13 protein-coding genes and 3 pseudogenes are annotated in these 23,773 nt (G+C 58.2%); 2 read left to right on the top strand and 14 right to left on the bottom strand.

Annotated elements, in window-relative coordinates; translation table 11 throughout:
- Nucleotides 1-141: 141 nt before the first annotated feature.
- The 11 genes and pseudogenes from HWX25_RS31170 to HWX25_RS31120 form a co-directional block, all read right to left on the bottom strand.
- Nucleotides 142-1,122 (bottom strand): annotated as a pseudogene (locus HWX25_RS31170) (hemagglutinin repeat-containing protein); the annotation flags it as partial.
- Nucleotides 1,123-1,419: 297 nt separating this feature from the next.
- On the bottom strand, nucleotides 1,420-2,115 hold the full coding sequence (locus HWX25_RS31165; RefSeq protein WP_175912401.1) for a hypothetical protein: 696 nt from the start codon (nucleotides 2,113-2,115) through the stop codon (nucleotides 1,420-1,422).
- A 538-nt stretch (nucleotides 2,116-2,653) separates the two neighbouring features.
- Nucleotides 2,654-3,439, bottom strand: coding sequence for a hypothetical protein (locus tag HWX25_RS31160; RefSeq protein WP_175912399.1), 786 nt, complete (start codon nucleotides 3,437-3,439; stop codon nucleotides 2,654-2,656).
- Between the two features lie 416 nt (nucleotides 3,440-3,855).
- Entirely contained in the window at nucleotides 3,856-4,143 is a 288-nt protein-coding gene (locus HWX25_RS31155; protein ID WP_175912397.1) for a hypothetical protein, read from the bottom strand.
- Between the two features lie 765 nt (nucleotides 4,144-4,908).
- Nucleotides 4,909-5,214, bottom strand: coding sequence for a YrhB domain-containing protein (locus HWX25_RS31150; RefSeq protein ID WP_175912395.1), 306 nt, complete (start codon nucleotides 5,212-5,214; stop codon nucleotides 4,909-4,911).
- A gap of 8 nt (nucleotides 5,215-5,222) precedes the next feature.
- A complete protein-coding gene (locus HWX25_RS31145) occupies nucleotides 5,223-6,365 on the bottom strand; it encodes a toxin glutamine deamidase domain-containing protein (RefSeq protein ID WP_175912393.1) in 1,143 nt (380 codons plus the stop codon).
- Between the two features lie 85 nt (nucleotides 6,366-6,450).
- Nucleotides 6,451-6,642, bottom strand: a pseudogene (locus tag HWX25_RS31140) (IS5/IS1182 family transposase); the annotation flags it as partial.
- Nucleotides 6,643-6,853: 211 nt separating this feature from the next.
- On the bottom strand, nucleotides 6,854-7,123 hold the full coding sequence (locus tag HWX25_RS31135; protein ID WP_059815611.1) for a hypothetical protein: 270 nt from the start codon (nucleotides 7,121-7,123) through the stop codon (nucleotides 6,854-6,856).
- Nucleotides 7,120-16,617, bottom strand: a complete 9,498-nt coding sequence (locus HWX25_RS31130; protein ID WP_175912391.1) for a hemagglutinin repeat-containing protein — start codon at nucleotides 16,615-16,617, stop codon at nucleotides 7,120-7,122. Before HWX25_RS31130 ends, HWX25_RS31135 begins: the two co-directional genes overlap by 4 nt.
- A 71-nt stretch (nucleotides 16,618-16,688) precedes the next feature.
- Nucleotides 16,689-17,591, bottom strand: coding sequence for a hypothetical protein (locus HWX25_RS31125; RefSeq protein WP_175912389.1), 903 nt, complete (start codon nucleotides 17,589-17,591; stop codon nucleotides 16,689-16,691).
- Between the two features lie 82 nt (nucleotides 17,592-17,673).
- Nucleotides 17,674-19,380 (bottom strand): ShlB/FhaC/HecB family hemolysin secretion/activation protein, encoded by a 1,707-nt coding sequence (locus HWX25_RS31120; RefSeq protein WP_175912387.1) that lies wholly within the window; start codon nucleotides 19,378-19,380, stop codon nucleotides 17,674-17,676.
- A 634-nt stretch (nucleotides 19,381-20,014) separates the two neighbouring features.
- Here HWX25_RS31120 and HWX25_RS31115 point away from each other — a divergent pair.
- Both HWX25_RS31115 and HWX25_RS31110 read left to right on the top strand, forming a co-directional pair.
- Nucleotides 20,015-20,155 (top strand): annotated as a pseudogene (locus tag HWX25_RS31115) (IS3 family transposase); the annotation flags it as partial.
- A 19-nt stretch (nucleotides 20,156-20,174) separates the two neighbouring features.
- Entirely contained in the window at nucleotides 20,175-20,651 is a 477-nt protein-coding gene (locus HWX25_RS31110; RefSeq protein WP_244138819.1) for a hypothetical protein, read from the top strand.
- A gap of 131 nt (nucleotides 20,652-20,782) precedes the next feature.
- On the opposite strand, the gene HWX25_RS31105 is transcribed toward HWX25_RS31110, so the two are convergent.
- The 3 genes from HWX25_RS31105 to HWX25_RS31095 all read right to left on the bottom strand — a co-directional run bounded on the left by HWX25_RS31105 (nucleotide 20,783) and on the right by HWX25_RS31095 (nucleotide 23,010).
- Nucleotides 20,783-21,103: a hypothetical protein gene (locus HWX25_RS31105; RefSeq protein WP_175912386.1), complete on the bottom strand. Its 321-nt coding sequence runs from the start codon at nucleotides 21,101-21,103 to the stop codon at nucleotides 20,783-20,785.
- A gap of 419 nt (nucleotides 21,104-21,522) precedes the next feature.
- The gene (locus tag HWX25_RS31100; RefSeq protein WP_175912384.1) at nucleotides 21,523-21,873 is read right to left on the bottom strand and encodes a hypothetical protein; all 351 of its coding nucleotides are present in this window, start codon (nucleotides 21,871-21,873) and stop codon (nucleotides 21,523-21,525) included.
- A 144-nt stretch (nucleotides 21,874-22,017) separates the two neighbouring features.
- Nucleotides 22,018-23,010 (bottom strand): IS5 family transposase, encoded by a 993-nt coding sequence (locus tag HWX25_RS31095; protein ID WP_134255214.1) that lies wholly within the window; start codon nucleotides 23,008-23,010, stop codon nucleotides 22,018-22,020.
- Between the last annotated feature and the right edge of the window lie 763 nt (nucleotides 23,011-23,773).

Raw genomic sequence — 23,773 nt, 5'->3', positions numbered from 1 at the left:
ATCACCAGCCACCCACCAGGCCCGGTGACAACACCCCCCGGATCATGACTGCGACTGGGGGCGAGAATCATGCCGGGCCTGGCTGGCCAAAGCCCCGATTATCGGGGCACGAAGATAGTAACGGGTGTGGTCGGTGCGGCACGACCTATCACGATTGAGCGTCGCCACATCCTGCTTCTGGTTCGCCTTGTCCGTGATCGTGATGTTACCGGCACTGATTGCGCTCTTCGTGGTTGCGTTACTGCTGTCGCTCTCGCTCACGTAGAGCGGCAATGCACCGCCTGTATTCTTACCGCTCGCCTGGCCGTGCGTGGCGTAGTTATTCCCACCGTCGCCAACGCCGCCACCGGCACTGATCCCAAAGCTGCTCGCGTTGTAGCTCGAGCGGTTCTGAATATCCGAGAAGGACAGCGTCCCGGTCGTCAGCTGATTCTTGTCCGGCGTCGCCGTGCTCGCGATATACGCTCCCTTCAGATCCGTATTGCCCTTGACTGTTACGTCAAAGCCACCGTCCCCAGCCTGGATACCGGCTTGCTCGTTCACGCCGGCGTAATTGCCGCTCGCATGGCCGCTCTGCGCGCTGAAACTCGCGCTGCCGCCGCCCTGGCTAACGCTGAACCCGCCACCCGAGCTGCTCTGGTGGGCTTCGCTACGGCTCGTATCCTGCACCGACGCGAGATTCAGGTTGCCGCCAACATCCGCGATCACCTTGTTCGCGTTGACGTTCGCGCCGACGATATTGGTGTCGCCTCCGCTGATGATCGTTGCCGTGTTACTCGCGTTGATGTGCGTATTGTTCTGCGTCGCTGCATCCGAGTTCGCGTCGCCGTGCGCGCGCGACATCGACGCCGACACGCCAAGCCCACCCGTGCCATACGAAACGCCCACACTCGCACTCTTCGACTCGTTCGTGCTGCGCGTGCTGTCCGTGTCCGTGCTATTGACCAGGTTGACCGTGTTCGTCGCCTGCAACAACACATCCTTCGCGGTCACGTCCGATCCCTGGATCGTCACGTTGCCCTGTCCGGCGTTCTTGTCACCCGTTGCGACGAACGCAGCCGTGCCGCCAGCCTTCACGCTGCTGCCGTTGTTCTGCGTACTGTTCTCGGTGAACGTCGGCTGCCCCCGCTACAAACAACGAACCCGGCAAACGCCTGATTCGTCGTCTCAGGCTTTATCGCCCTGATCTCCTCTTCTCGCAAAACCACATTATCAATGTGCATGGCGGAACCACTAGACCCATCAGCGTCATCCATTTAAAAAGTCGATCCCACGACGGCAGATGGTAGCCTCCCGCCCCCGCTAACCACGCTAACCCTGGCCACACCAGAAACTCAAAAAAAACTCCAATCACGACAAATATCAGCGAAAAGAATATAAAAAAATAGACAATGGTCGCCAGTTCGCGTTTAAATTTCATCATTGTTTGGAAGGTCGAGGAACATCACGATTAATTATTGCATTCACACTGCTATCGGCGCTTTCTGATCCAACTGCACCCGCAACCGCTCCACCTACCGACAGCAATGCACTTGGCGGCACATATTTCGATACTCCAAGCCCCAAATCAATCCAATCTGGCCGATACCACGGGTTGAATTTTTGATTCAAAATTCCCTCAACTTTTCCGCCTGCACCATAACCAATCAGAGATCCAGCGGCTGCGCCGGCCATACCCATGTTCGGATTGCCTCCCTGGGGAGCCGAACCGGTCAGAGCAGCACCTGTATTCATCAGCAGGCCCGGTGATAAACCCGTACCGAACGTCAACGCTCCTGCGACGCCGGTCATCGCAGTATCAATAAAGTTAATCTTCCCGTCATTGAAGACATACTGAGCACCGGCGTTCACTGCAGCGCCAATGCTACCGCCCGTCGCCATGCCAGCAGGAGTCAGAATGCCACCAGCCGTCACCATCCCGAGTCCGATCATCCCCACTCCAGCCAACGTCATTCCCACCGGGTCCTGCTTCGTATTCGACGTCACCAGATCGTTATACGTCTGCCCGTGGCCCAACTGCTGCTGTCCTCGGTCATACGCATCCTGATTCGGCTTGATGTACTCGCTGTTGTAAGCGTGATCGCATACTGCGGGTCGTTCTTGTAACCGGCGCAATTCAGATTTCGGCAGCCCACGATGCTCCGAACTTCGTAATCGTGCTTTCCCCCCGATGCCTCAGCCATCAACGCCGCCGCTCATCGAAATGACGGGCACATGAGTATGCCAACCCATAAATGCCGGGCCACAGTGAGGAAATAATAGTCAAAAGCCGCACTTTTGACGCGCCGAAGCATGCGCAACAAGACTGACCCAATGCCCAGTCTGACAATCGCACGCAGCAACCAGCACTGATCCCAAAGCTGCTCGCGCTGTTCTGGACGTCTGAAAAGGAAAGCGTTCGAATCCTAGCGGCCTGATCTCTTTTTTTCGTAGAACCATATTAGCGTACCAGACGCGAGACTGAACAGAACTACAAACACCGCCATCCTACCAACCCGGTTCCACGTCGGCAGCTGATACGGAGCGTCGCATAGCAACCATTGCAATGCAGGACTAGCCGCCAGCTCAACAATAACCACACCAATCCCCATACCTATAAACCAAAATAAAAAATAATATGCCCAACGAAGTAATTCAAAATTTTTATTAAGCCTCATTTATTCACAGATCCATTCAATCCATTTTGAACCAATCCACCGGCTTTTTCTTGTGTCACGCCCCCAACTGCCCCACCCAGCCATGATGGCAATACACTCGGGGGAACATATTTCGAAATACCCATACCGATACTCTGCCACTCCTGCCGGTACCAAGGATTCAGCGCGTCATTGAGTCTACCTTCGATTTTAGAGCCGATCGTGTACCCAATCGCCGTTCCCGCCGCCGCCCCCACCATTGCTCCATTCGGATTCTGTCCTTGTAGTGCCGAACCGGTCAACGCACCGCCGACCCCTGTCAGGAACACGGGAACAAACTTCATCCCCGTGGATGCAGCCCCCGTCGCGCCCGCCAGCGCAAAACCCGTCCAGTCAAACGGCTGATTACCCGTGAGTTGCACACCGCCATTCGCCATCAGTCCAACTGCCGCCCCGATACCCATCATGCCGACCGGGGCCAACGAACCTCCCGTCGCCAACCCGAGCCCGATCATCCCCCCGCCTGCCAACGTCGTTCCCACTGGGTCCTTCTTCATATTCGACGTCACTAGGTCGTTATACGTCTGCCCTCGAGCCAACTGCTGCTGTCCAAGGTCGTACGCGCCCTGATTTGGCTTGATGTACTGACTGTTGTAAGTGTGATTTGCATATTCCGGATCGTTGGTGTCGCCGCCGCTCACCGCGTCCTGACTGCTCTGGCGAACCGCATTCAGATTGACTTCATTGTTCGCTGCCAGCACCGCGTCGCCGGTCGTCGCGATAACAGCCGCATTGGCGTTCAAATCCCGACCGGCGACAGCCTGAAGCGTGCCAGGCGAGATTGCTGCTGGTGGTGCGATGCCTGCCGGTACAGGTGCGGCAGTAGCTTGCAGTGCGATGAGATTAACACCAACCTCGAACGTATTAATGCGATGCCGCTTGGAGGTGGGTGTATTTCCACTCGGCCATTACACCGTTATCTCTTGCAAATAACTAGCCGGAACAGCGACTGTACTGCCGATCCTGAGCACCGCTCAACGTCGCTAGTCTGCGCTTCCGGCGAGCCATTCTGTACCAGGCGCTCCGCTCGTGCAGTCAAGCCGTCAATGGCTGACCAACGAAAATATCGCCCTGTTTAGCATACGTCGCAGCATTGTCTTTAATCCATTGCAACATCCGTAGGATGCAACCGCCGACCGAATCAATCTAAATCGCACTGTTAATCACGTAACAAGCGACCGCACGATGAGCATTTTTTTGCAACAAGATCAACATATGGAATCGGATCTCCACGAGGAATAGCATTACAGTAGGGGCATCGATACCAAATACCAATCATTATAATCAGCATCACAATAATCACCAATACGAATACCGCAGACAACCATTGATAATTAACCGAAACAAACCCAAAAAAAGGAAACGCGACAAATCCAAGAACCAATAATACAATTATCGCCACCCTAATTCGATTAAATCCCAATAGCGCACCATTTTTACTTTTCATAAAATCATTTCCGCTTGCAACTAAAATCAAGAATATTGAGCTTAGCCTCTACCCCAACCCCGAAAATTGGCGACACACCAATCCCACCCTTAGATTGCCAATAGAATCCCGTTTCCGGACTACCAACAATATTAGAATACATCCCGGCACTCGCACCAAACTGCCCCGCGACTGAGCCGAGGACAAGGCCGGCACTCGCTGAAGAACCCACTCGATAGTCACCAGGATTTTGATTTCGACCGTAGCTGAACAGGTCGACGGAGCCTCCCTGACTTATCCCCTGAATCCAGCCATGCGCGCCTATCCCGACCCCGAGCCCCAAGCGTGCGTCCGTAGGAACTAGACCGTTAAACCCAATCTCTGTCTCCCTCCCTACACCATAGTAAACACCAAGACCGACGGTATAACTCGGTGCTCCAATAAAACATTCCACAAAAAGCCAATACTTAATCGATGAGTTATTGGATCCGCCAATAACTCTTCAGCTGAGTTCTGGTCGACAACTACATTACCGACCCTCTCCATTGCCGTCGCACTCTGATCAGGCACTTCGTAGCCTGCGGCCACAAACTCGTCCCGTCACTTTTCCCAATCGAGTACCAAATTATCGTGGTCGGACAATAGCCAATGGACAACCCCCTTGTGGCGCCCCACAGCGACGACATATTGTCGGTCAAGCAAGTCAAGGGACGCTGGCCCTAGAATTTTTTCGAGATCTGTCTTTGATGAAATTTGCGCCTAAGAGATCTTGCTATTCATCTTTCTTCACTGACAATCGAAACCGTTGGCCTCCTCGAATTGCCTGACAGAATCTTGCAGAGACGAAGCCGACCCCAATTGATGCAGCCGCCCGTTCTCCCGCTCCACAATAATTGGCCCATTTCCCCCTAGAGAAAATATAATGTTTCCGGTCTCCAAATACTTTTTCGAATTGAATACGAACACCCACCCATACTGCTTTTCGATCGTCTTTCCCTCAACCACCGCATAGCCACCGGTGGACTCGGTTGAATCCATTTGATCAAGATACTCTCGAACAAGTTGCAGCGCCTGGTCCTTGGTTATAGCCATACTTCCTCCTATTTGTCTGTCCTGAGAATAAACCATTGCGTGTACCCATCGCTCAGGTTTGTAGGCTTGCCAGTTTGGCCATCTAGGAAACGAATCGTTCCGCCTTGATTTACTACGTTACTAAAGTGTCCTACCTCATCTCCACGAGCACCGAACACAACTGCTCTGGAGCCATCCCCCCAATTCGACATAGTCTGAGCGATCGCATCAGGACCTCTACGACCGATCCAATTGAAGGGCGTTTTTCCGAAAGCCGTCGCAACATCCGCAGGGCTTGTCACCTGTCCTGGCAAGGCGCTCGCCGGATTTCCGGCCAATGTCGCGTCTGTGGCAACGGCGCAGTTCGCACAATTCATCGTTCGGCCATCGGAAGGATAGATCGAATTTACATCTCGGACACTGTGCCCACCGACCGCCTCGCCAATATCGACGCTAATACCCGGCTTGCTGCTTGCCAGAACCCTGTCAGTAAGCACCGCCAACGCAGCACTACCAGTCAACGCCCCAACAGCAGTCGGATCACCCTGGCCGACGGCCTTCATCGTATCCGAGAACCCGGCCACCGAATTCACGGCGGTTTGCTTCACACCGTTCCGCTGAATCGATTGGCCAACCTCGCTTGCAGGATCGCCGACACCGCCACCAATAGCGGACAATCCATCAAGCGTTTGCAGCCCCCCCTGCACAACACCGTTGGCCACCGTTTTGGCAGCCGACGACGCAGCAGTTCCGACCCAAGACGCAACTTGCGTAGCCTTGCTATTCGCGCGCTTTGCAGCATCCCACGCCTGCTGCGTCCAAGGGTATTGGAGGAACGTCGGATCGCTCGCTTGCGCATCGCGCAAGATCTTCTGTGCTTGAGCGTCTTGCGCACCAAGCTTCTGCATGTCGTCGTAATGCCGGAAGTCTGCCGTACCCTTCACGAATTCCGCAGAACAATCGACTTGCGAGCAAGCAGCTGCAATCAAGCGGTTGTAGAGATCGACATTATTGCCAGCCAGCGCCTTAATCTTGTCGATTTCCATGGGGCTCAATTGACGATTAAAGCGATCTGCACTCGCCCCAGTCAACGCCCCCGTTCCACCACCGACCAACGCCCCCGCCCCACCTGCCAGCACGTTCGACGCAAGATTCCCCAGCAGTTCGTCCACGTTCGCGTTACCAGTCGGCCCCGCGTCCTTGATTGATTTGGCAATCTCATTCAACTGTGGAGCGAGCTTCGCCGACACACCAGCACAGCACCTGCAACAGCATCGCCCGCATCAGTTTCTCAGGCGCGATGCTCGGTCGGCCTCCCTTCACGTCGACTTCGTACATCGCCGAGAACTTCGCATCCATCTTCGACAGTGCTTCGTTCAGCCACGTCCGGATCTGGCGCAGCGGATGCGCCTGCGGAACAAATTCCTCTAGCCTCACCGTGCTGAACAACGATTCGTTGTAACCGTCCGCGCCTCGCCTCTGCCTGCTCTTCCTTGATCTCGGGAGCCTACATCGTGCAGGACGGACCGACGTATTTCAACGGTCTGCTAATGTGCGACAAGAAAAGTGCAGCAAGGTATCGGATTTTCATCATGGCTTTTATTTTCTAAGCGAAAATATATTTAAATTATTACTTCGCCCAAAGCAACTTAATTAATTATCATCTTGACTTATCCGACTCGTCGGCCTTCACTTCGTAGCTCTTGCGCGCCTTTTTGTAACTGTTATCGAACGGCTTGATCTTCAGCATATGTGCTCGACTGGAAATTCCGCCAAGGGCCATCACCGCAAAACCAAAGAGGAACGCCCCAGCTCTGATCCATCGGGGCATTTGATCAAGTCCAAGCCCGCCCACAACCAGGCCCAAGCCAACTAAAAAAAGGACAACTCTAAGCCACCCTGAGAAATTACCGTCTTCGATGAGTCTCATTTCTTTCCCTTGTCAGCACTCGGACCGAAAATCGAATTCAACTGTTGGCCTACCCAGTTGCCGATCGTTGTTGAGAATGGCTGCTTTTTTATGAATTCGGATGCGCCATTGATTACCAGCGACGCGATAGGAACCTTATCTCCAACCACTTGACCACCCAGTGCCAAAGCACCTTCGTAAGTGTATTGACCTGCATTGGGACTTACCAGTTGAGACACGGCGTCAGCTCCGATACCTACGACCGTCGCTCCGTAGGCAATTGTTCCAAACGCTGGAGCAAAGGGTGATGGCACGGCGGCCCCAGTTGCCGCAGTCGACGAAATCCACCCTGCAGTATTCGACACCATCGAGGCCGTATCCGCAGTCGCGCCCTTCACATAGTTTGTATCCGACTGGTCGAACTTCGTAAACGGTCCCGTCAGATTGAATCCCGGCCCGCCGCCTGTAGAACGATCATAGTTAAATTGGCTCGGCACCTGACCAGGCGCAGCCGAGTTCGCGTTTGCCACGATGTATGCCTGCAGATCCGAATTCACCTGTGCCGTTGCCTGGGTCAGAATTGGTTTCCCGTCGGCCTTCGAACCCGCATAAATCCATTTAGCCTCAGAGTCCGTCGGCGCTTGCCCCACCAGCGTCTCCGGCGCACCTGATTGATGCTGGCCATCAACCGACACACCCATGATTCGCATTTGATCCTCGATCTGCGCTTGGGTATATTTACCTTTGCTCTTCTCTGCCAGCTGCTTCGCGAGCGTCTTTTCTTCCGGATGCAGTTGCCGATTGAATCGATCGACCGCCGCGCCCGTCAACGCACCGGTCCCTCCGCCGACGAGCGCGCCGGCACCACCGGCCAGCAGGGTCGAAGTCACGTTACCCAGCAGTTCGTCGACGTTCTTGTTGCCGGTCGGACCCGCATCCTTGATCGATTGCGCGATTTCCGTCAGTTCCGGAGCGAGCTTCGCCGACAGCCCGGCACCAGCTGCACCGCCTGCCGCACCCAGCCCGCCCGCCGTCAATCCACCGGTGAGCGCACCGCCTGCGATGTGCAGAGCAACACGATTATCACCGCCTTCAGCCCAGTTCTTCGCGTCCTGCAAATATTGCGCCTTGAGCGCAGGATCGTCGGTCGCGGCAGCGGCATCGCGTGCGGCTTTCTCCTTCCTGTCCGCGTAGCTGCCAATCTGCTTTGCGATCGCCTCCGACGCCGCTTGTGCCGCATTGATCAGATCCGACTGGTTGCTCAACACCTGTTGCAGATCCGGCGTCTTGCTCACCGTGCCATTCAGGCCCGACGTGCCGCGATTCAGCGTCGCCACATCCTGCTTCTGGTTCGCCTTGTCCGTGATCGTGATGTTGCCGGCACTGATTGCGCTTTTCGTGGTTGCGTTACTGCTGTCGCTCTCGCTCACGTAGAGCGGCAATGCACCGCCCGTATTCTTGCCGCTCGCCTGGCCGTGCGTGGCGTAGTTATTCCCACCGTCGCCAACGCCGCCACCGGCACTAATTCCGAAGCTGCTCGCGTTGTAGCTCGAGCGGTTCTGAATATCCGAGAAGGACAGCGTCCCGGTCGTCAGCTGGTTCTTGTCCGGCGTCGTCGTGCTCGCGATATACGCTCCCTTCAGGTCCGTATTGCCCTTGACTGTTACGTCAAAGCCACCGTCCCCGGCCTGGATACCGGCTTGCTCGTTCACGCCCGCGTAATTGCCGCTCGCATGACCACTCTGCGCGCTGAAGCTCGCGCTGCCGCCGCCCTGGCTGACGCTGAACCCGCCGCCCGAACTGCTCTGGTGGGCCTCGCTATGGCTCGTATCCTGCACCGACGCGAGATTCAGGTTGCCGCCAACATCCGCAATCACCTTGTTTGCGTCGACGTTCGCGCCGACGATATTGGTGTCGCCTCCGCTGATGATCGTTGCCGTGTTACTCGCGTTGATGTGCGTATTGTTCTGCGTCACCGCATCCGAGTTCGCATCGCCGTGCGCACGCGACATTGACGCCGACACGCCGAACCCGCCCGTGCCGTACGAAACGCCCACGCTCGCACTCTTCGACTCGTTCGTGCTGCGCGTGCTGTCGGTATCCGTGCTGTTGACCAGATTGACCTTGTTCGTTGCCTGCAACAGCACATCCTTCGCGGTCACGTCCGATCCCTGGATCGTCACGTTACCCTGCCCGGCGTTCTTGTCACCCGTTGCCACGAACGCCGCCGTGCCGCCGGCCTTCACGCTGCTGCCGTTGTTCTGCGTACTGTTCTCGGTGAACGTCGACTTGCTGTGAGACGAGCCAAAGCTCAGTTCAACCTTCGCCTCGACCTTGCCCTTCGGATCGTTCAGTGCATTCGTCATGTTGCCGGTCGCACCGACCAGATCGGCCATGCCGCCCGCTGCCGCAATTGCGTGCAGCGCGGCCGCGCGACCGTCCTGGCTGCCGCCCGCCCCCTGCGCCTGTTGATTCACGTTCTGGATCGCATCGATCACCGGCGACTTCACGGCCAGCGTGAAACCCGAACTTTTCATCTCGTGAGTTTCTTCGTGATGACGATCCGTTTGCGACGCATCGATCGTCACTTCCTTCGCGACGCCGGTCACGTCCTTGCCTGCAACGATGTCGGAACCTGTCACATGGAGCTTGTTGCCCGCCACCATCGACACGCTACCGTCCGTGCTGCCGATCAAGCTGCCCTGCGAACCCTTCACCGTATCGCGGCTGGTGTCGATCGTCTGGTTCGTGCCATACGAGATCCCGGCGCCCGCGCTGCCGAGGCCGGACTTCTTCACGTCCTTGTAGTGATACTCGCTCGAAGCCGTATCCGCTGTCGTGACCGTCACGTCGTGGCCGGCAGAAAGGCTCACGTCGTTGGTCGCCGCGATCGTTGCGGCCTTCGCCGTCAGGTCGTTGCCGGCCTGCACCGCAACCGTGCTGCCCGACAACGTCGTACCGACCGCATTCGTGTAGCTGCTCGAATCGATCGTGTGTGTCGACTTCGACGACAGGAAGCCGTTCTCCTTGCGATAGTGCTCGTCGTTCGCGCTCGCGCTCTGCTCGCCGGCGTTCAGGTTGACATCGTGCCCGGCGCTCACGCCAATTGCACCCTGCGCGTTGGCGTACGCAGCCGTCGCATTCACGTCGTGGCCGGCGACTATCGCCAGGTTGCCGCCCGTCGCGATCTGCGTGCCCGTATCGCTCGACGCCGAGTGTTCGGCGTGATTGCGGGCATCCCACTTCACCGCGTCCTGACTGCTCTGGCGAACCGCATTCAGATTGACGTCGTTGTTCGCTGCCAGCACCGCGTCGCCGGTCGTCGCGATAACAGCTGCATTGGCGTTCAAGTCCCGACCGGCAACAGCCTGAAGCGTGCCGGCATTGACCGTCGATACGCGATCGATACCGGTCGCGCTGCCATTCGCCGCTTTCGCCGAACTGGTCGTGCTCGTCAGGTTGAGGTCACGGCCGGCCGACAGCGCTACGGTATCGCCTTGAATCAACCCGCCAAGATTATTGAGATCCTGGTTCGCGCTCGCGAGCACGGTTCCGCCCGACACCGTACCGCTGTTGTCGATCGAATCCGCATGGATAATCGTGACGTTGCGGCTCGCGATCGTGCCCGAGTTCTTGTACGCGCCGTTGGCGTCGACCGTGACGTTCTTGCCGGAGATGATCGTGCCTTCTCCCGTCACGTCCGCCGCGTTCGCGTGCAGATAGACCTGCGGCACAAGCACGGTTTGCCGGCTACCGTCCGGCAACGTCACCGTCTGATTCACGAGCCAGACGATGTCGCTCGTCAGCGCGGCCATTTGCGCGTCGGTCAGTGCCGTACCGACGTTCAGCCCGAACTGCTGCGACGCCTTCACGCCACTCGCCATCAGCGCTTCGTATTCGCTCTGGTTGTCCGTGTAGTCGCCAATGAAACGCTGGCCGGTCGTCTGGATGATCTGTTGCTGAATCAGTTGCTGCTCGTAGAAACCGTCGCCGATACGCTTGAGGACAGTATTCGGGTCGACCTTGAGCGCATCCAGCATCGTGTCGCTCGACAGCCACTTCCGGTAATCGGTAAAGCGCGGGTCCGTCTCGATCAGGAAGTGGCTACCTGGATCGTTCGTGATCTGATACAGCGCGTTGTTGGGCAAATGCGTGTTCGGCGTCACCGTGCGCACGACGACATCGCCCACGTTCGCCTTCACGGCCGCTACCTCCCCCACACCGACACCCGACACACCCGAGCCGATCAACACTTGGCCGCCGACATCCTTGCCCGCCACCGGCGTCACGCCCGTACCGCTTGCGCCCTGCGCAACGGATGTCGACGCGGCCACACTCTTGATTGGATTGGACGGTTTGCTCGGATCGGTCAGCACCACCGGCAGATCGATCGTTTGTGACGGAATGGCCGGCGAGTAGTTGGTCGTGGAGGTTGCACGCTCGTCACCACTGAAGGCACCGCCCGACTGGACCCAGGTATAGATTGCCTTGCCCGAGCCCGTGAAGGTCTCGGTGCCTGTCGCACCGATGTTCTGCACGTTCGCCGGATTGTTGCCGTCGCCGGCCACGATCTGGCTCTTGTCGTTGACGCCGGAGGGCGTGTTGATCGTGATATGTCGGCCAGACGTAATCGTGCCGGGTTGCGAAGCCGTTACCACGTCCTTGGTCGATTTCACGTCGACCGCGTATACGGTATAGGTCTGCACGAGCCGGCTCGCAACGTCCCCGTTATACGCAACGAGCGCCTGGTTCAGGTTCTGGTAGGCGGTAACGGTCGCCTTGTACCACTGCTGGAAAGGCGCGCAAGCCGCATTGGTCGAAGTCAGGCACGACGGGCTCTGTGGATCGAAGGGATTCGGTTTTGCACCCGTTACGTCCGCTTCAGTGGGGGCCTTGATGGAAAACCAGTTGCTACCGACGTTGCTTCTACCTGCGAGCAAACCTGCCATCGCCGACATCCAAAACGGTCCAGACTTGGTCCATGCCGGATTTGCATCGGGCGGCGGCGTCACACCGAACGTCGTCCAGATGTCGGCCGGCACCGTTCGATACGCGCCGGTCTGAGACGCCACATCTCCTGTACCGAAATTGCTTGCGGGATACGCGGTATTGTCGATCTTGCCAGCCACACCGTTCATCGTGTACTTCGCATAGTCGGCAAACGGATATTTGGTCGACGGCAACAGAATGAATTTCTGGTCGTCGTCCAGCGCCCATTGGTATTCCGTGCCCTGATGAATTTCCTGGCTGTTCTTCTGGTATAGATAAACGGTTGAAGGATCGATCTTCTCGGTCGAGCCGGGAACCTGATACCACAACTGGTTGCCACTGGCAGTCGTGACGGTCGACGTCTGGAAATTCGAGTTCAGGTTTTCGAATCGATTCGCGGAGATCGTGATGTCACGACCCGCGTCGATCTGCGCGCCGTTGTTCGTCACGAGTTGGGCGCTGCCGGTTGCCCGATGGTTCGCATCCAGCGCGCCGCCGACGCGAATGTCATTGCTCGCGTAGATCAGTGCATTGTTCTGGTTTTTGAATGTCTGCGCGCCAATGTCGAGGTCGCCGCGCGACGCAATCACACCGCCCACGCCCTGGGCGTTCTGGTCGTTCACGACTGTGTTCGCGCCAACCGCGACCGTATCGCCATAGATCCGGCCACCCGCATTCGTGATGGTGTCCCCCGCCGTCACCGTCGTGATACCGCCGTCGATCAGACCTTCGTTCGTAATCGACTGATTCGCGTGGACGTTCGTAGCGTTCCCACCGAAAATCTCGCCTGTCGCGCGGTTCTGAATGGAATTGGCGTTCACATTGGCAACATTGCCTGCAGACAGTGTGCCGCTGTTGTCGAGCGTACCGCCAGCCGTGGCCGTCAGATCATGGCCCGCCAGAATCTGGCCGGTGTTGGTCAGATCGCCTTGCGTCGTCACATTGACGTCGCCGGCCGATTGGAGCTTGCCGCCGTTGTTGAGCGTCCCGGTCGAGACCGTCAGTTGCTGGCCGCCGTTGATGTCGCCCTGGCTGTTGATCAGCGTATTCGACGCTGCCAATGTTGCGGTGCCTTTCGACTGAATGCTGCCCGACGTGTTGTCGATAGTCGGTGCAGTGAGCTTCGCATCCTTGTCCGCGCGAATCGAGCCGGACGTATTGTCGATCGCCTGGTTGGCGTTCAGCATAACGCTTGCGCCCTCCATCCCGGCCGTCAGCCCCGGCACGCCCGCCGTCGTCGGCAGCGTCGAATTGGCGGTCTGTGCATTGCGAATCGTATCGCCCGTCACCGACAGCACACCGCTCGCGTGCATGGCCCCGCGCGTGTTGTCGACCGTCGTACCGGAGACCGTTACGTCCCGGTTGCCGCCGATCTGGCCGACCACGTTCGACACCGTTCCGGTGCTTCGCACTGTCAATGCACCGTCCGCCACGAGCGACCCCGTATCGTTCGTCACGGATGAGGCGTTGACGGTCGCGGCACCGCTCGACGAGATGGCGCCACCTGCGTTGTTCAGCGCTCCGGTTGCCAACGTGACGCCATTGCCGAGCACCTGACCACCCGCGGACTGCCCTGTCATCACGCTGTTGTCGAAGGTCTGGCCGTGCGCATCGATGTCGGCGGCGCCCGTTGCCTGCACCAAACCCGACCGGTTATCGAACGCCCCCGACCGGCTCGTCAGTGATTGGCTTGCCGCCACTTTACCGAGCATGTTGTCGATCGTCCCCTGTCCGGACGCGAGCGTGACGTTCGCCCCCGTGACCGTGCCGCCCGAGTTCAGCAATCCCGCATTGGTCAGGGTCGTGTCGCCCGATGCCAGCAGCTTGCCACCAGCGTTGTCCGTCGTGCCAGAGGTCGCCACCGCCAGCGCGCCGGAAACCGAACCGATGGTGCCGCCGTGGTTCGACACGGTCTGCGCCGCCACGGTGGTGTCGCGTGTCGCCGCGATCGTACCGCCCGCATTCGTCAGTGCGCCTGCTACAGCGAGCTTCGTCGCATTCGCCGATACTGTGCCTTGCGAATTGTCGAACGTACCGGCCTGCGTGTTCAGCGCGCCAGCTGCGGTAATCTTGCCCTGCGTATTGTCGAGTGCCTGAGAGACGGTCAGCGCCATATCGCCAGTGGACGTGCCGATCTGGCCTGCACGGTTGCTCAGTGTGCCGGCGGTTGCCGTCAACCCGGTCGCCCCCACCAGCTTGCCGCTATCGTTCGACAGCGTGCGCGTGGCCGTCAGCGACAATGCATCCGATGTTGATCCGATCTGGCCGCCCGCGTTGACGAGATTCCCCGTCTGGATTTGCGCACCGTGCACGGCCGTCATACTGCCGTCCGTATTGTCGATCGTGTCGCTTGCGACGGTGAGTGCATTGGCCGAGCTCACCGTGCCGCCAGTATTCGTCAGCGACTGCGTCGCATGCAGCGTCGTGTCGCCAGCGGCCGATCCGATCGTGCCCGCCGCATTGTCAATGCTGTTTGCCGTCACCGACAAACCGTTGCCGCCGACCATGGAGCCCGACTGATTCGAGACGTCGCCCGTCACCGCCACGGCCAGTGCGTCAGTGGTGCCGATCTTGCCGCCCGTATTCACGACATCGGCCGCTGTGATCTGTGCGGCATGTGCGCTGATCGATCCGGCCGAGTTGTCGAGATGGGCCGTGTGAATCGACAGGTCGTTACCGGACGCAACTTTGCCGTTTGCGTTGTTCAGCGATTGCGTGACATCGAGCGAGGTATTGCCCGCCACGGAGCCGATCTGGCCCTGTGCGTTGGAAACCGTATTCGCGGTCAGCGTGAGACCATTGCCGCCTGCAATCTTCCCGTTATCGTTCGCTACGTTCCCGGTCGCCGTCAGTGCCAACGCACCCGTCGACGTGCTGATCTCACCGGCCACGTTCGTCAGGTCGGTTGCAGCGATCTGCGCCGTGCGCGCCGTGATGTGCCCTTGGGTATTGTCGAGCGGACCGGACGAGTTCAGCGACAGCGCATCGGCCGCCAACGTGCCGGACCGGTTCGATACCGATTGCGCGGTCACGTTCGCCAGGTTCTGCGAACTGATGACGCCCAAGTCGTTGACCAGTTGCCCCGCATTCAGCGTCACGTTCTGACCGCTCATCGTGCCGGCGACGTTCGACAGCGTGCCATTCGTCGTGACATTGACTGCGCTGGCCGCATTCACGGTCCCGTGGTCGAGCGTGACGTCGTTTGCGAACAGATTGACGTTGTCACCCGCCGCCAGCGTGCCGCTGCTCGTCACGTTCGCAGCGCGTGCCGTGACGGAGCCACCGCCGACGAGATTACCTGCGGAATCTGCCCCCGCGTATGCCTGCCCGCTGTTGTTGAGCGAGGCTGCCGCAGTGAGGTTCGTGTTGCCGCCCGACGAAATCGTTCCGGCGTTCGACAATGCCTGCGACGCGTTCAGATCGGTGGTCTGCGTACTGACAATCGTGCCTTGCTGGGCGACGTTGGCGCCATCGATCCGGGTGTTCGCGGCCGATTGCAGGCGCGCGGTCGGCGCAATCGTCACATCGCCGTTGTTCGAGACTTGAATATCGCCGGTCAGTGACGTTACAGCACCCGCGTCTCGCACGCCCACGCCGGCCTCGGTCCCGATCATCCGGACGCTATTGGCGAACATGCTACCCAGTGCCTGCACGTCGATCGCGACACCTGGCGCCGCGTCGGTGCCGGCCTGGGCCTGCGCGGCGTTGCTCGCATAGTCGACCCGGTTCGCGCCCGCGACCGCATTGATCGAATCCGCCCACACCTGACCGTTGATCGTCATCGCACGCGAAATCAGGTCGATCGCACTGCCATGGGCATCGAGCCCCGCACCGGCAATGCCGATCTGCCCTTGCGTCACATTGAAACCCGCCAACGTGCCGTCCGGATTGAACGTCGGCACGCCGGTCGTCAGCGTGACACGCGGCACATTCAGAAAACCGCAACCCGAACAGGTGATGCCTGCCGGGTTCGCGATCACGAGGTTCGCACGATTGCCCGCGATCTCGGTCGGTCCGAGCAGCTGACTGGGATTACCCGACGTGACCTGGTTGACGATCACGCGGGCCGAGCTGTTGCCGAGAAATGGATTGCCTTGGATCCAGCCGGCGAGCTGCGTTTGCGAGTTCTGGCCGCTGTTGACCAGCACCGCGCCCTTCGTACCCACGTTGTACTGCGTGAAGTTGTTCAGCGAGACGCCGTTTTTCGGTGCGGTGATGTTGACGAGCGGCACGCCTGATGCTGACACGCCGACGACCGGATGGGTCGGACCGCTACGATCAGGCGTGATCGGCAACGTAGCCTGCGCTTCGGCGATGAGGGGCTGCATGCCGAACGTACAGAGTGCGGCAAACGCAGTTGCCCGGGCTGCAAACCAGAGCGAGATTCCGGAATCCTCGGCCGCAGGACGAACCGCGCGCTGTACACGGGAGCGCTCGCCGCCCCCATGCGCCGACGCGTTCTCGTCAACTGCCACCAGCATGCCGCGCACGGCACTGAACACCAAGCGAAAGATTCCGGAATTCATGATCGTTTTATTCTTGAATGCATGTCAGGCCGGCATCGCGCACATCGCGCAAACGACCGGCCCCACTCACGTTACTTGCAGCTCAGTGCCACCAAGCCGTTGATGTTGCCCGTCGTCGTTGCCGGGATACCGTACGACACGATCAGGTACGGTTGCTTCGCATCCGAACCCATGACCGTGCTCATCAGAGTCGACTTCGTTTTGGCGCTGAGCTCGGTGAGGCCGACCGAGGACGTTCCTACGAACGACTGGTTCTGGTCATTGCCGATCGAGTACTGCAGATTCAACGTGTAGTTGATGGCCGTATTGCCGAACGTGTTTGTCCCGCTCGTCAGCGTCGCCGTGGCGCCAGTCAGCGAACCTGGCGCCGTATTGCCATCCGCCGACGTGGGACGTGTAGCAAAGGCGAGCGAACATTGCATCTGCACAGGCGAGGTCGCATCAATTGCAACCGGTACGCCGACTGCCCAGACCTGGCCTTGATTCGCGTTATACGTAGCGCCCGACGAATCGGTGCCGTCCGCCCAGCGGCCGATCGCAATGTCGCCATTTCCAGCGAGGTCCGTCACGACGCCCTTCGTCAGCGTCTTGATCGTGCCCGACGAACCATACGGAATCGCGATATACGCACCCGGCGCCTGCTCCTTGAGCGTCGATACAGGCTGAGAAAGGGCCGCCAGCGTGTAATTCCCGTTCGGCATCTGCCCGCCGTTCCACGACGCGGGCGGTATCAGGACACGAACCGTCGAAACCTGGCTCGAGATCGATTGCGATTGCCCTTCCACACGAATCCCCGACGAAGTCGACGCGCTGCCCGACGGCGCTGCGTTCGACGACGCGCCACTCGATGCGGCACTGCTACCGCTGCCGCCATCGTCACCACCGCCACATGCGCTCAGGCCAAGTGCGGCCACCACCGCAAACGTTGTCGTTACGGCTTGAAAAACACGACGCTTCTCGTACACGTTCTGCATAGTCTTTCCTTCTGCTCTTACTACTCGATCGACAAAATCACCGAGTCGCAACATGTCGTTGCGCTCGGTTCACCCCTACTGCTTAGAACAACGTGCTGACCTGGAACAGCAGCGTCGGCGAACTCGTCTTGAAGCCCTGCGGCTTCGACAACGGGAAGCCAAGCGACACGTCGTAGTTCAGTGCGGCACCGAGCACGTTCTTCGGTGCGAGATTGCCGCGCACACCAACTACGGCGCCGACCAATGTTTCGCCAAGCAGGTACTCCGCGGCCGGCCCGCGCACGCGCCCGGCATCGACGCCGGCATAAAGCGCCTGCGTGCCAAGCGGCGTCGGCACGTACCAATCAAGTTCGTTGGAAACGACCCAGCCGCTCTCCGCTGCCAGCGTCAATTGCTGATCGAAGCCGCGAACGGCGTAACGCGTGCCGATCGTGAAATAGTCGGAAGGGGTCAGTGGCGTACGCGCGTTCTGCATGTTCCAGCCGAACTGGTACGAGAACGTCTGACTGCCGATCTTGAAAGGGACTTGGGCGCTGAGGCTCGCCAACTCCACCTGTGTTTTACCGTCGAAATCGGGTGTGCCAACCACCGTGCCTGAATTGCTGGACAGGCCCGGAAGCGATGCGCGCCAGGCGAACGAGCCGTCGAGGACAACGTTACCGATGTATTGGCGATGCGCGATGCCGAGTTCGTAGCCGATGATGTCGCGATGCTGCACGGGAAGATCGACACCATCCAGCGAGTTGCGACTGATTTTGTGGAACAGGTTGCCGTGAAGCTCCGTACGCGCGTGCGCGTTCCGATAGATCACGCCCGACAGGCCGGCCTGAAGCTGCGACTGCACGCCGCTGTATTCGATCGGCGCATCGAAGCCGGCCACCGTCTGCTTATAGCGGGAGCGGCTCGCGTTCAACGTCAGCATCGCATAGCCAACCGGCACGCTGTAGTTGGCAGACACCGACTGATTGCCCTTGTCGGATGCGCCAAAGTTGGCATTCGTCGTGCCGGCAATTTGCAGTTGGTCGTAGAGGTGAAACGGCGAGTCGAACGTGAACGAGCCGGACAGTTCGTACTTGCCCGTGGAATCGAGGCCCGCGTTGTCCGTGCCGATAACGGCATGCCAGCGCTTGCCGGTTCCAGGGTGAAAAACGAGTTCTGAGTCCCCAGGATTCAGACCCGGCACGATGTCGAACGTGGCATCGGACTGGGATTGAAGACGACGCAGGTTCTCGAGCCCTTGATCGATGTCGCGCTGGTTCAGCAGCGCCCCGGCCGAAACGGGTAGCGCCGCGCGCAACCAGCCAATCGTGGGCTTATCGGCTCGGACCTCGCTGATGCGCCCCGGCACAACGCGCAGCGTCAGCGTGCCCGATTGCAACGATTGCGTCGGCACGAGAACACGAGACGTCACGTAACCGCGCTCGATCAGCGCATTGTTGGCTGCATCCTGGATCTGCTTGAGTGCGGTCTTGCCGACGCACTGGCCCACGACCGGTTGAAGGAAACGCGCGAGCCAGCCGAACGCATTGTCTTCCAGCGCGATTTCCTTGATCGGAAAGCACGGGTTATCGAGGGGCAGGCTCGTGACGCTGGGCGCCGAAGTTTTTTCTCCGGTGGGTGTCAGCACCTTGGGACGCGGATTCAGCTCCTTGGTGGCCTCGAGTTGCTGCTGCTGCAAACGCTGAATTTGTGGGCCGGACGTAGTTTCGGATGGCGGAACGCCCTGGGCTAGCGCAGAAACGCTCGCCAACGCCGAAATCAACGCTGCCGAAGTTTCTCGTTTCTTCACTTGTTAGCGGCGTAATGATTGGTCTCTCACGCCGAAATTTATCGAAATAATCGCCCGCGCATTGTCAGGGATTGCAAAGGCGTCTGATCGCTTGACCGCTTAACTCCGATGATGTATCAGCCTCCTCTCTTGGGCCGAGATCGTTCATTTCAGCACCAGGAATCAACCAATCAAACTTGACAATTAGAAACACTTATATAGGTTAATCACCCGAACACTCAAAGGCACTGAAAATTCGATTCCCCCCGCTGATTTCGGTGACCACGAGCACCGAAACATGCGGCCCTTCTCTTCATTTTTCTGCAAAATCAAGACTCGTCGTTATCGAGTGCCAATTCCCCGAATAAATTTCCGGATAGTCACCAACTGCTCCTTCCTAGCAACTTCGATCGCTTAGACGATCTCGCCTAAAAAAATAACCTTGACTAAATTAAAATTTTCAACCGTTTTGTTATGCATTGAAATGCAGTCTCATTCACGATAAACGCACACGTCAGCGTGTCGCGTATCTACAACGGACTCTGCAAGGGCAACTTCGCCGAGGACTGGTTCCAAGAAGCGCTCATCGAAGAGCCGTGGATGGATCCGCCTGCGCTGGTGCCTCAAAATTGGCCAAGCTGGGGTTCGTAGAGTCTTGCTAACGCAGCGCCGCCCGATTCCGCCTCGCCCCCAACGTCGACACGACGGCAAGGTGGCAGTCGAGCGCAGCAATCAGCGATGGTGCTCGGACGGCTTCGAGTTCCGCTGCGACAATGGCGAGCCGCTACGCGTAAGCCGATTTCATCAAAGCCGAAATGGCTTACCGCGATGCCGAACGCGCGATGGTGGACGCGCGTACCCGACACGTTGTTATGTCGCAGATGCACGAGGGGAAGCGGCAGCGCATCTTGACCGAACTCGAACGCACCGCGCCGCCGGAAGTCGGCGAGGCGCTCGACGCATTGTCGAGCGCCGATGATTTGTTGCGCGCCGCAGTTCGGACGGACGTATTCACGGAGAAAAACTGGCTCGGCGTTCCCGTCGGCAACGTTACGACGAACGTGCCCCAAATCAAGGCGGCTCGCGCGAAAATCGCCGAGGCACAACGCGACATTCGCGCGCTTGTCCACGACGGCTCGATTTCGAGCGGCGAACTGGTATCGCGGGCGCGGATGCTCGTAGATGCGGCGCTCGAACCGCTGTTCGAATTCGTGCCGCGCCAGAAGTGGGAAACTCGCCGTTCGCGACCGCATAGCGACCTGTTGGCAGAAATCGCAGGCTACGGGGACTAGCGACAGACAGGCGGCGTGCATCGGCGGCTTGTACCGTTGCTGCATGCCGCCCGTCTTTCCGACCAAGGCGTAATTCTCTTGATGGATGTTCCTCGCAACGCTTCGGATAACTGAAGCTCGCGCATCGTGCTCTAGAAAGTTCTTGCTCGTAAAAGGCTACCATCAGGATTGATTGCCTCATCGTCTTTCCTTGAAGGGTAGTATTTCTTCTTCTGCTCCAGTTCATAGAAGAGCATGCCGTGAATGCCGTTCGCATCCTTCTTCTTCACCGGACGAGTCCATATCTCCATGAAGGCAGCATCCAACAACACCTCATCGGATCGGCCATAAACCTCGTCGATGAATGCAATGTCGGTCCCCTCCGGAAAAATCAGCTCAAACTGCTCATCTGTCGCTGCGAAAATGTCATAAACACAGTTTTCTGCGCCGTCGATGATCTGAATATTTTTCATTTTTCAATCTGGCCTCCAAGCAGCATCTAACGTCAGATGCCACGCCACTATGTGCGACTACCGCGCACGCCGCGATACAACTCGATGATAGGGATTGTAGGTGCTCTAAGCGGTCGGCGCGTGCGCCGATGCTTGGTTCCTTGGTCGATGCGCGCGGGCCGCGCTGACGGCCATGGCGGGGCATCCGCGCACCCACATGAGGATGGGTAGGGGGTAGGCAATCTCTAGCGGGACCGCGCCGATGATCGTGGTGCAACGCGAATTTTTATGAAGTCAGCCGGGAACCAAATTTTCGGCCATTTGGAGTTGCGTCGTAGATGGGGATTGCGTGCTGCCGCCATCGATTATTCGATACCGGCACACGCAACCGGCAGAGTTTGAATCAGCCGACCGCGCGGCTATCCGTCGAGCACCAAACTTCAACTCCCTTTACCAACGAAGCCGACGATAACGTCGGTCAAGAAGGAAAAGCCTTGCCCCAGGACATACAGGGTAATCGCGAATGCGGCTGAACCCACAATGGATTGCACAATCCAGTGAAGCCGGGCTTTTGCTGGCCGTATAAACTCAACATTCGGAAATGCCCTTGAAATAAAAAATAGGAGCGCCCCGTTTAAAAAAGACCACACATTCGATAACATCAAAAGAATAAAAAGAAAGCTTATGACAAAAGCATTATCCACCTTCAGCTTTGGCGCGATCCTAGAGGCAAGCCACAGGCTTACAACAAAAATAATGGCCACCCCAAAAATCTGTATTGCCAGCCTCACCCACTGCGCTCTAGGGAATCGCTGATCAATAGGCTATGCCGCGAGGTTGTCGGCGGCGCTGGCGATGAAATTTCGGACAATGAAGCAAAGCGCCGCCAATTCGGGGGAATTTGACGCGAGGATGCGCCTCATTTTCCGCATTTTTCACACACATGACGGTCTGCTCCCATGAACCGACCGCAGCCGGTTTCGCGCGATCACGAGGTTCGCCAGAGCGAACAGACTGAACAGCTGCGCCGTGTTCTTGGACAGTCCCTTGTAGCGCACCTTGCGATAACGGAACAGGTTCTTGACGATATGAAACGGATGCTCGACCCGCGCGCGGATTTGCGCCTTGGTTCGCTCGACCGCGGTCACGAGATCCTTCAGCGGACCGTCCTGCATCGCCTTGATCTTTCCGCGCTTGGCCGCCACACGCCATTTCACCGGCTTGCCCTTCATTTCGTCGCGTTTGTCCACACCGATGTAGCCCGCATCGCCGAACGCTTCATCTTCATGCCCGTGCAGCAGGGCGTGAGCCTGCGAAACGTCGGACACGTTGGCCGCCGTGCCCACCACGCTGTGAACCAGTCCCGAATCGGCGTCGACCCCGAGATGGGCCTTCATCCCAAAGTGCCAGGCGTTTCCTTTCTTCGTCTGATGCATCTCCGGGTCGCGGCTCTTCTCGGCGTTCTTGGTCGACGACGGCGCTTCGATGATCGTCGCGTCGACCAAGGTACCTTCCTTCATCATCAGCCCGCGTTCGCACAGCGAGATACCGATCTCATCGAACAGCTTGCGCGTCAGGTCATGCTCGAGCAGCAGGCGCCGGAACTTCAGCAGCGTGGTCGCATCCGGCACATTCTCGACAGCCAGATCGATTCCCGCGAAGGCACGCATCGCGATGCTGTCGTACAGCGCGTCTTCCAGACCTTCGTCCGACAGGCCGTACCACTGCTGCAGGAAATAGATTCGAAGCATCCGCTCCAGACCTATCGGCGGACGGCCGCGCTCACCCTTCGGGTAGTACGGCTCGATCGCCGTCAGCAACCGCGACCACGGCACGAGCTTCTCCATCTCGTCCAGGAAACGCTGACGCCGGGTCACGCGCTTCTTGCCCGCGCTTTCCGCTTCCGCAAAGCTCATCTGCCGCTTCATCATCGAGGGTCCGTTCCGTGAACTGCCTTCTACAACGTTCTCGGCTACGTCAGCGATGACCGCCGAGCTGGTTAAATCAGTGTTTCCCTAGGCAAACTTCCATATAAGCCCCGGTCCGCCTGCCACTTGCGAGCGCCTCGTCGGATTCAATCGTGAAGAGAACTCGCTCGACGTCACTAGCCATATTAAAATACGCAATTAACTCATCGAACGAAAAACCCTATATCCCTTATTATCGAATCGAATGATATACGTGAAGAACGCCTTTTTATTTGATTTCTCTAGCTCTCGATTTAATTCTTGAAATCGCTCAAAAAACACATAATTAATTTGAGCGAGCGACTCGGCATCAATAGAAACATTCCGAACGTTCTGATCCCTTAAATAGGCCGCCATTTTATTTCCTATCGTATAAGATGCGCCGGTTTGTCACTTGGACCTAAAACCCCACTTCGCCATCGTCACATCTTGTAACATAGAACGGCACGTTTCAATGTGTTGCGAACAAGGGAATCCCGCGTGTATCGGCAGGTCATTATCGCGCCCCCGATATACCGCTACGAAGAAAATTTAGGGAGGTATCATGCCGCGCAAGCAAAATGTAGCCAAGGCCCTCGCCGGAACCTTGCGCGCTGACCTGTCCGCGCCGACGGAATTTTGAGCCACCGGGCCGATTGGATTTTGAGCCGGGGTGGAGACCGGTCTATAGCAGGACCGGTTGTGGATAAGTGTATGGGTTTCCGGGGTCGTTGTCCTCCTGCGT

This window comes from Burkholderia sp. BCC1640 (genome assembly GCF_902833125.1).
Lineage (GTDB): Bacteria > Pseudomonadota > Gammaproteobacteria > Burkholderiales > Burkholderiaceae > Burkholderia > Burkholderia diffusa.
This window is presented reverse-complemented; position numbering and strand designations above follow the sequence as displayed.

Coding starts and splice junctions, on each gene's coding strand:
- HWX25_RS31110 (WP_244138819.1), top strand. CDS start 20,175: ATGGCTTACCGCGATGCCGAACGCGCGATGGTGGACGCGCGTACCCGA.
- HWX25_RS31135 (WP_059815611.1), bottom strand. CDS start 7,123: ATGAGACTCATCGAAGACGGTAATTTCTCAGGGTGGCTTAGAGTTGTC.
- HWX25_RS31130 (WP_175912391.1), bottom strand. CDS start 16,617: ATGAATTCCGGAATCTTTCGCTTGGTGTTCAGTGCCGTGCGCGGCATG.
- HWX25_RS31150 (WP_175912395.1), bottom strand. CDS start 5,214: ATGGCTATAACCAAGGACCAGGCGCTGCAACTTGTTCGAGAGTATCTT.
- HWX25_RS31105 (WP_175912386.1), bottom strand. CDS start 21,103: ATGAAAAATATTCAGATCATCGACGGCGCAGAAAACTGTGTTTATGAC.
- HWX25_RS31095 (WP_134255214.1), bottom strand. CDS start 23,010: ATGAAGCGGCAGATGAGCTTTGCGGAAGCGGAAAGCGCGGGCAAGAAG.
- HWX25_RS31155 (WP_175912397.1), bottom strand. CDS start 4,143: ATGAAAAGTAAAAATGGTGCGCTATTGGGATTTAATCGAATTAGGGTG.
- HWX25_RS31125 (WP_175912389.1), bottom strand. CDS start 17,591: ATGCAGAACGTGTACGAGAAGCGTCGTGTTTTTCAAGCCGTAACGACA.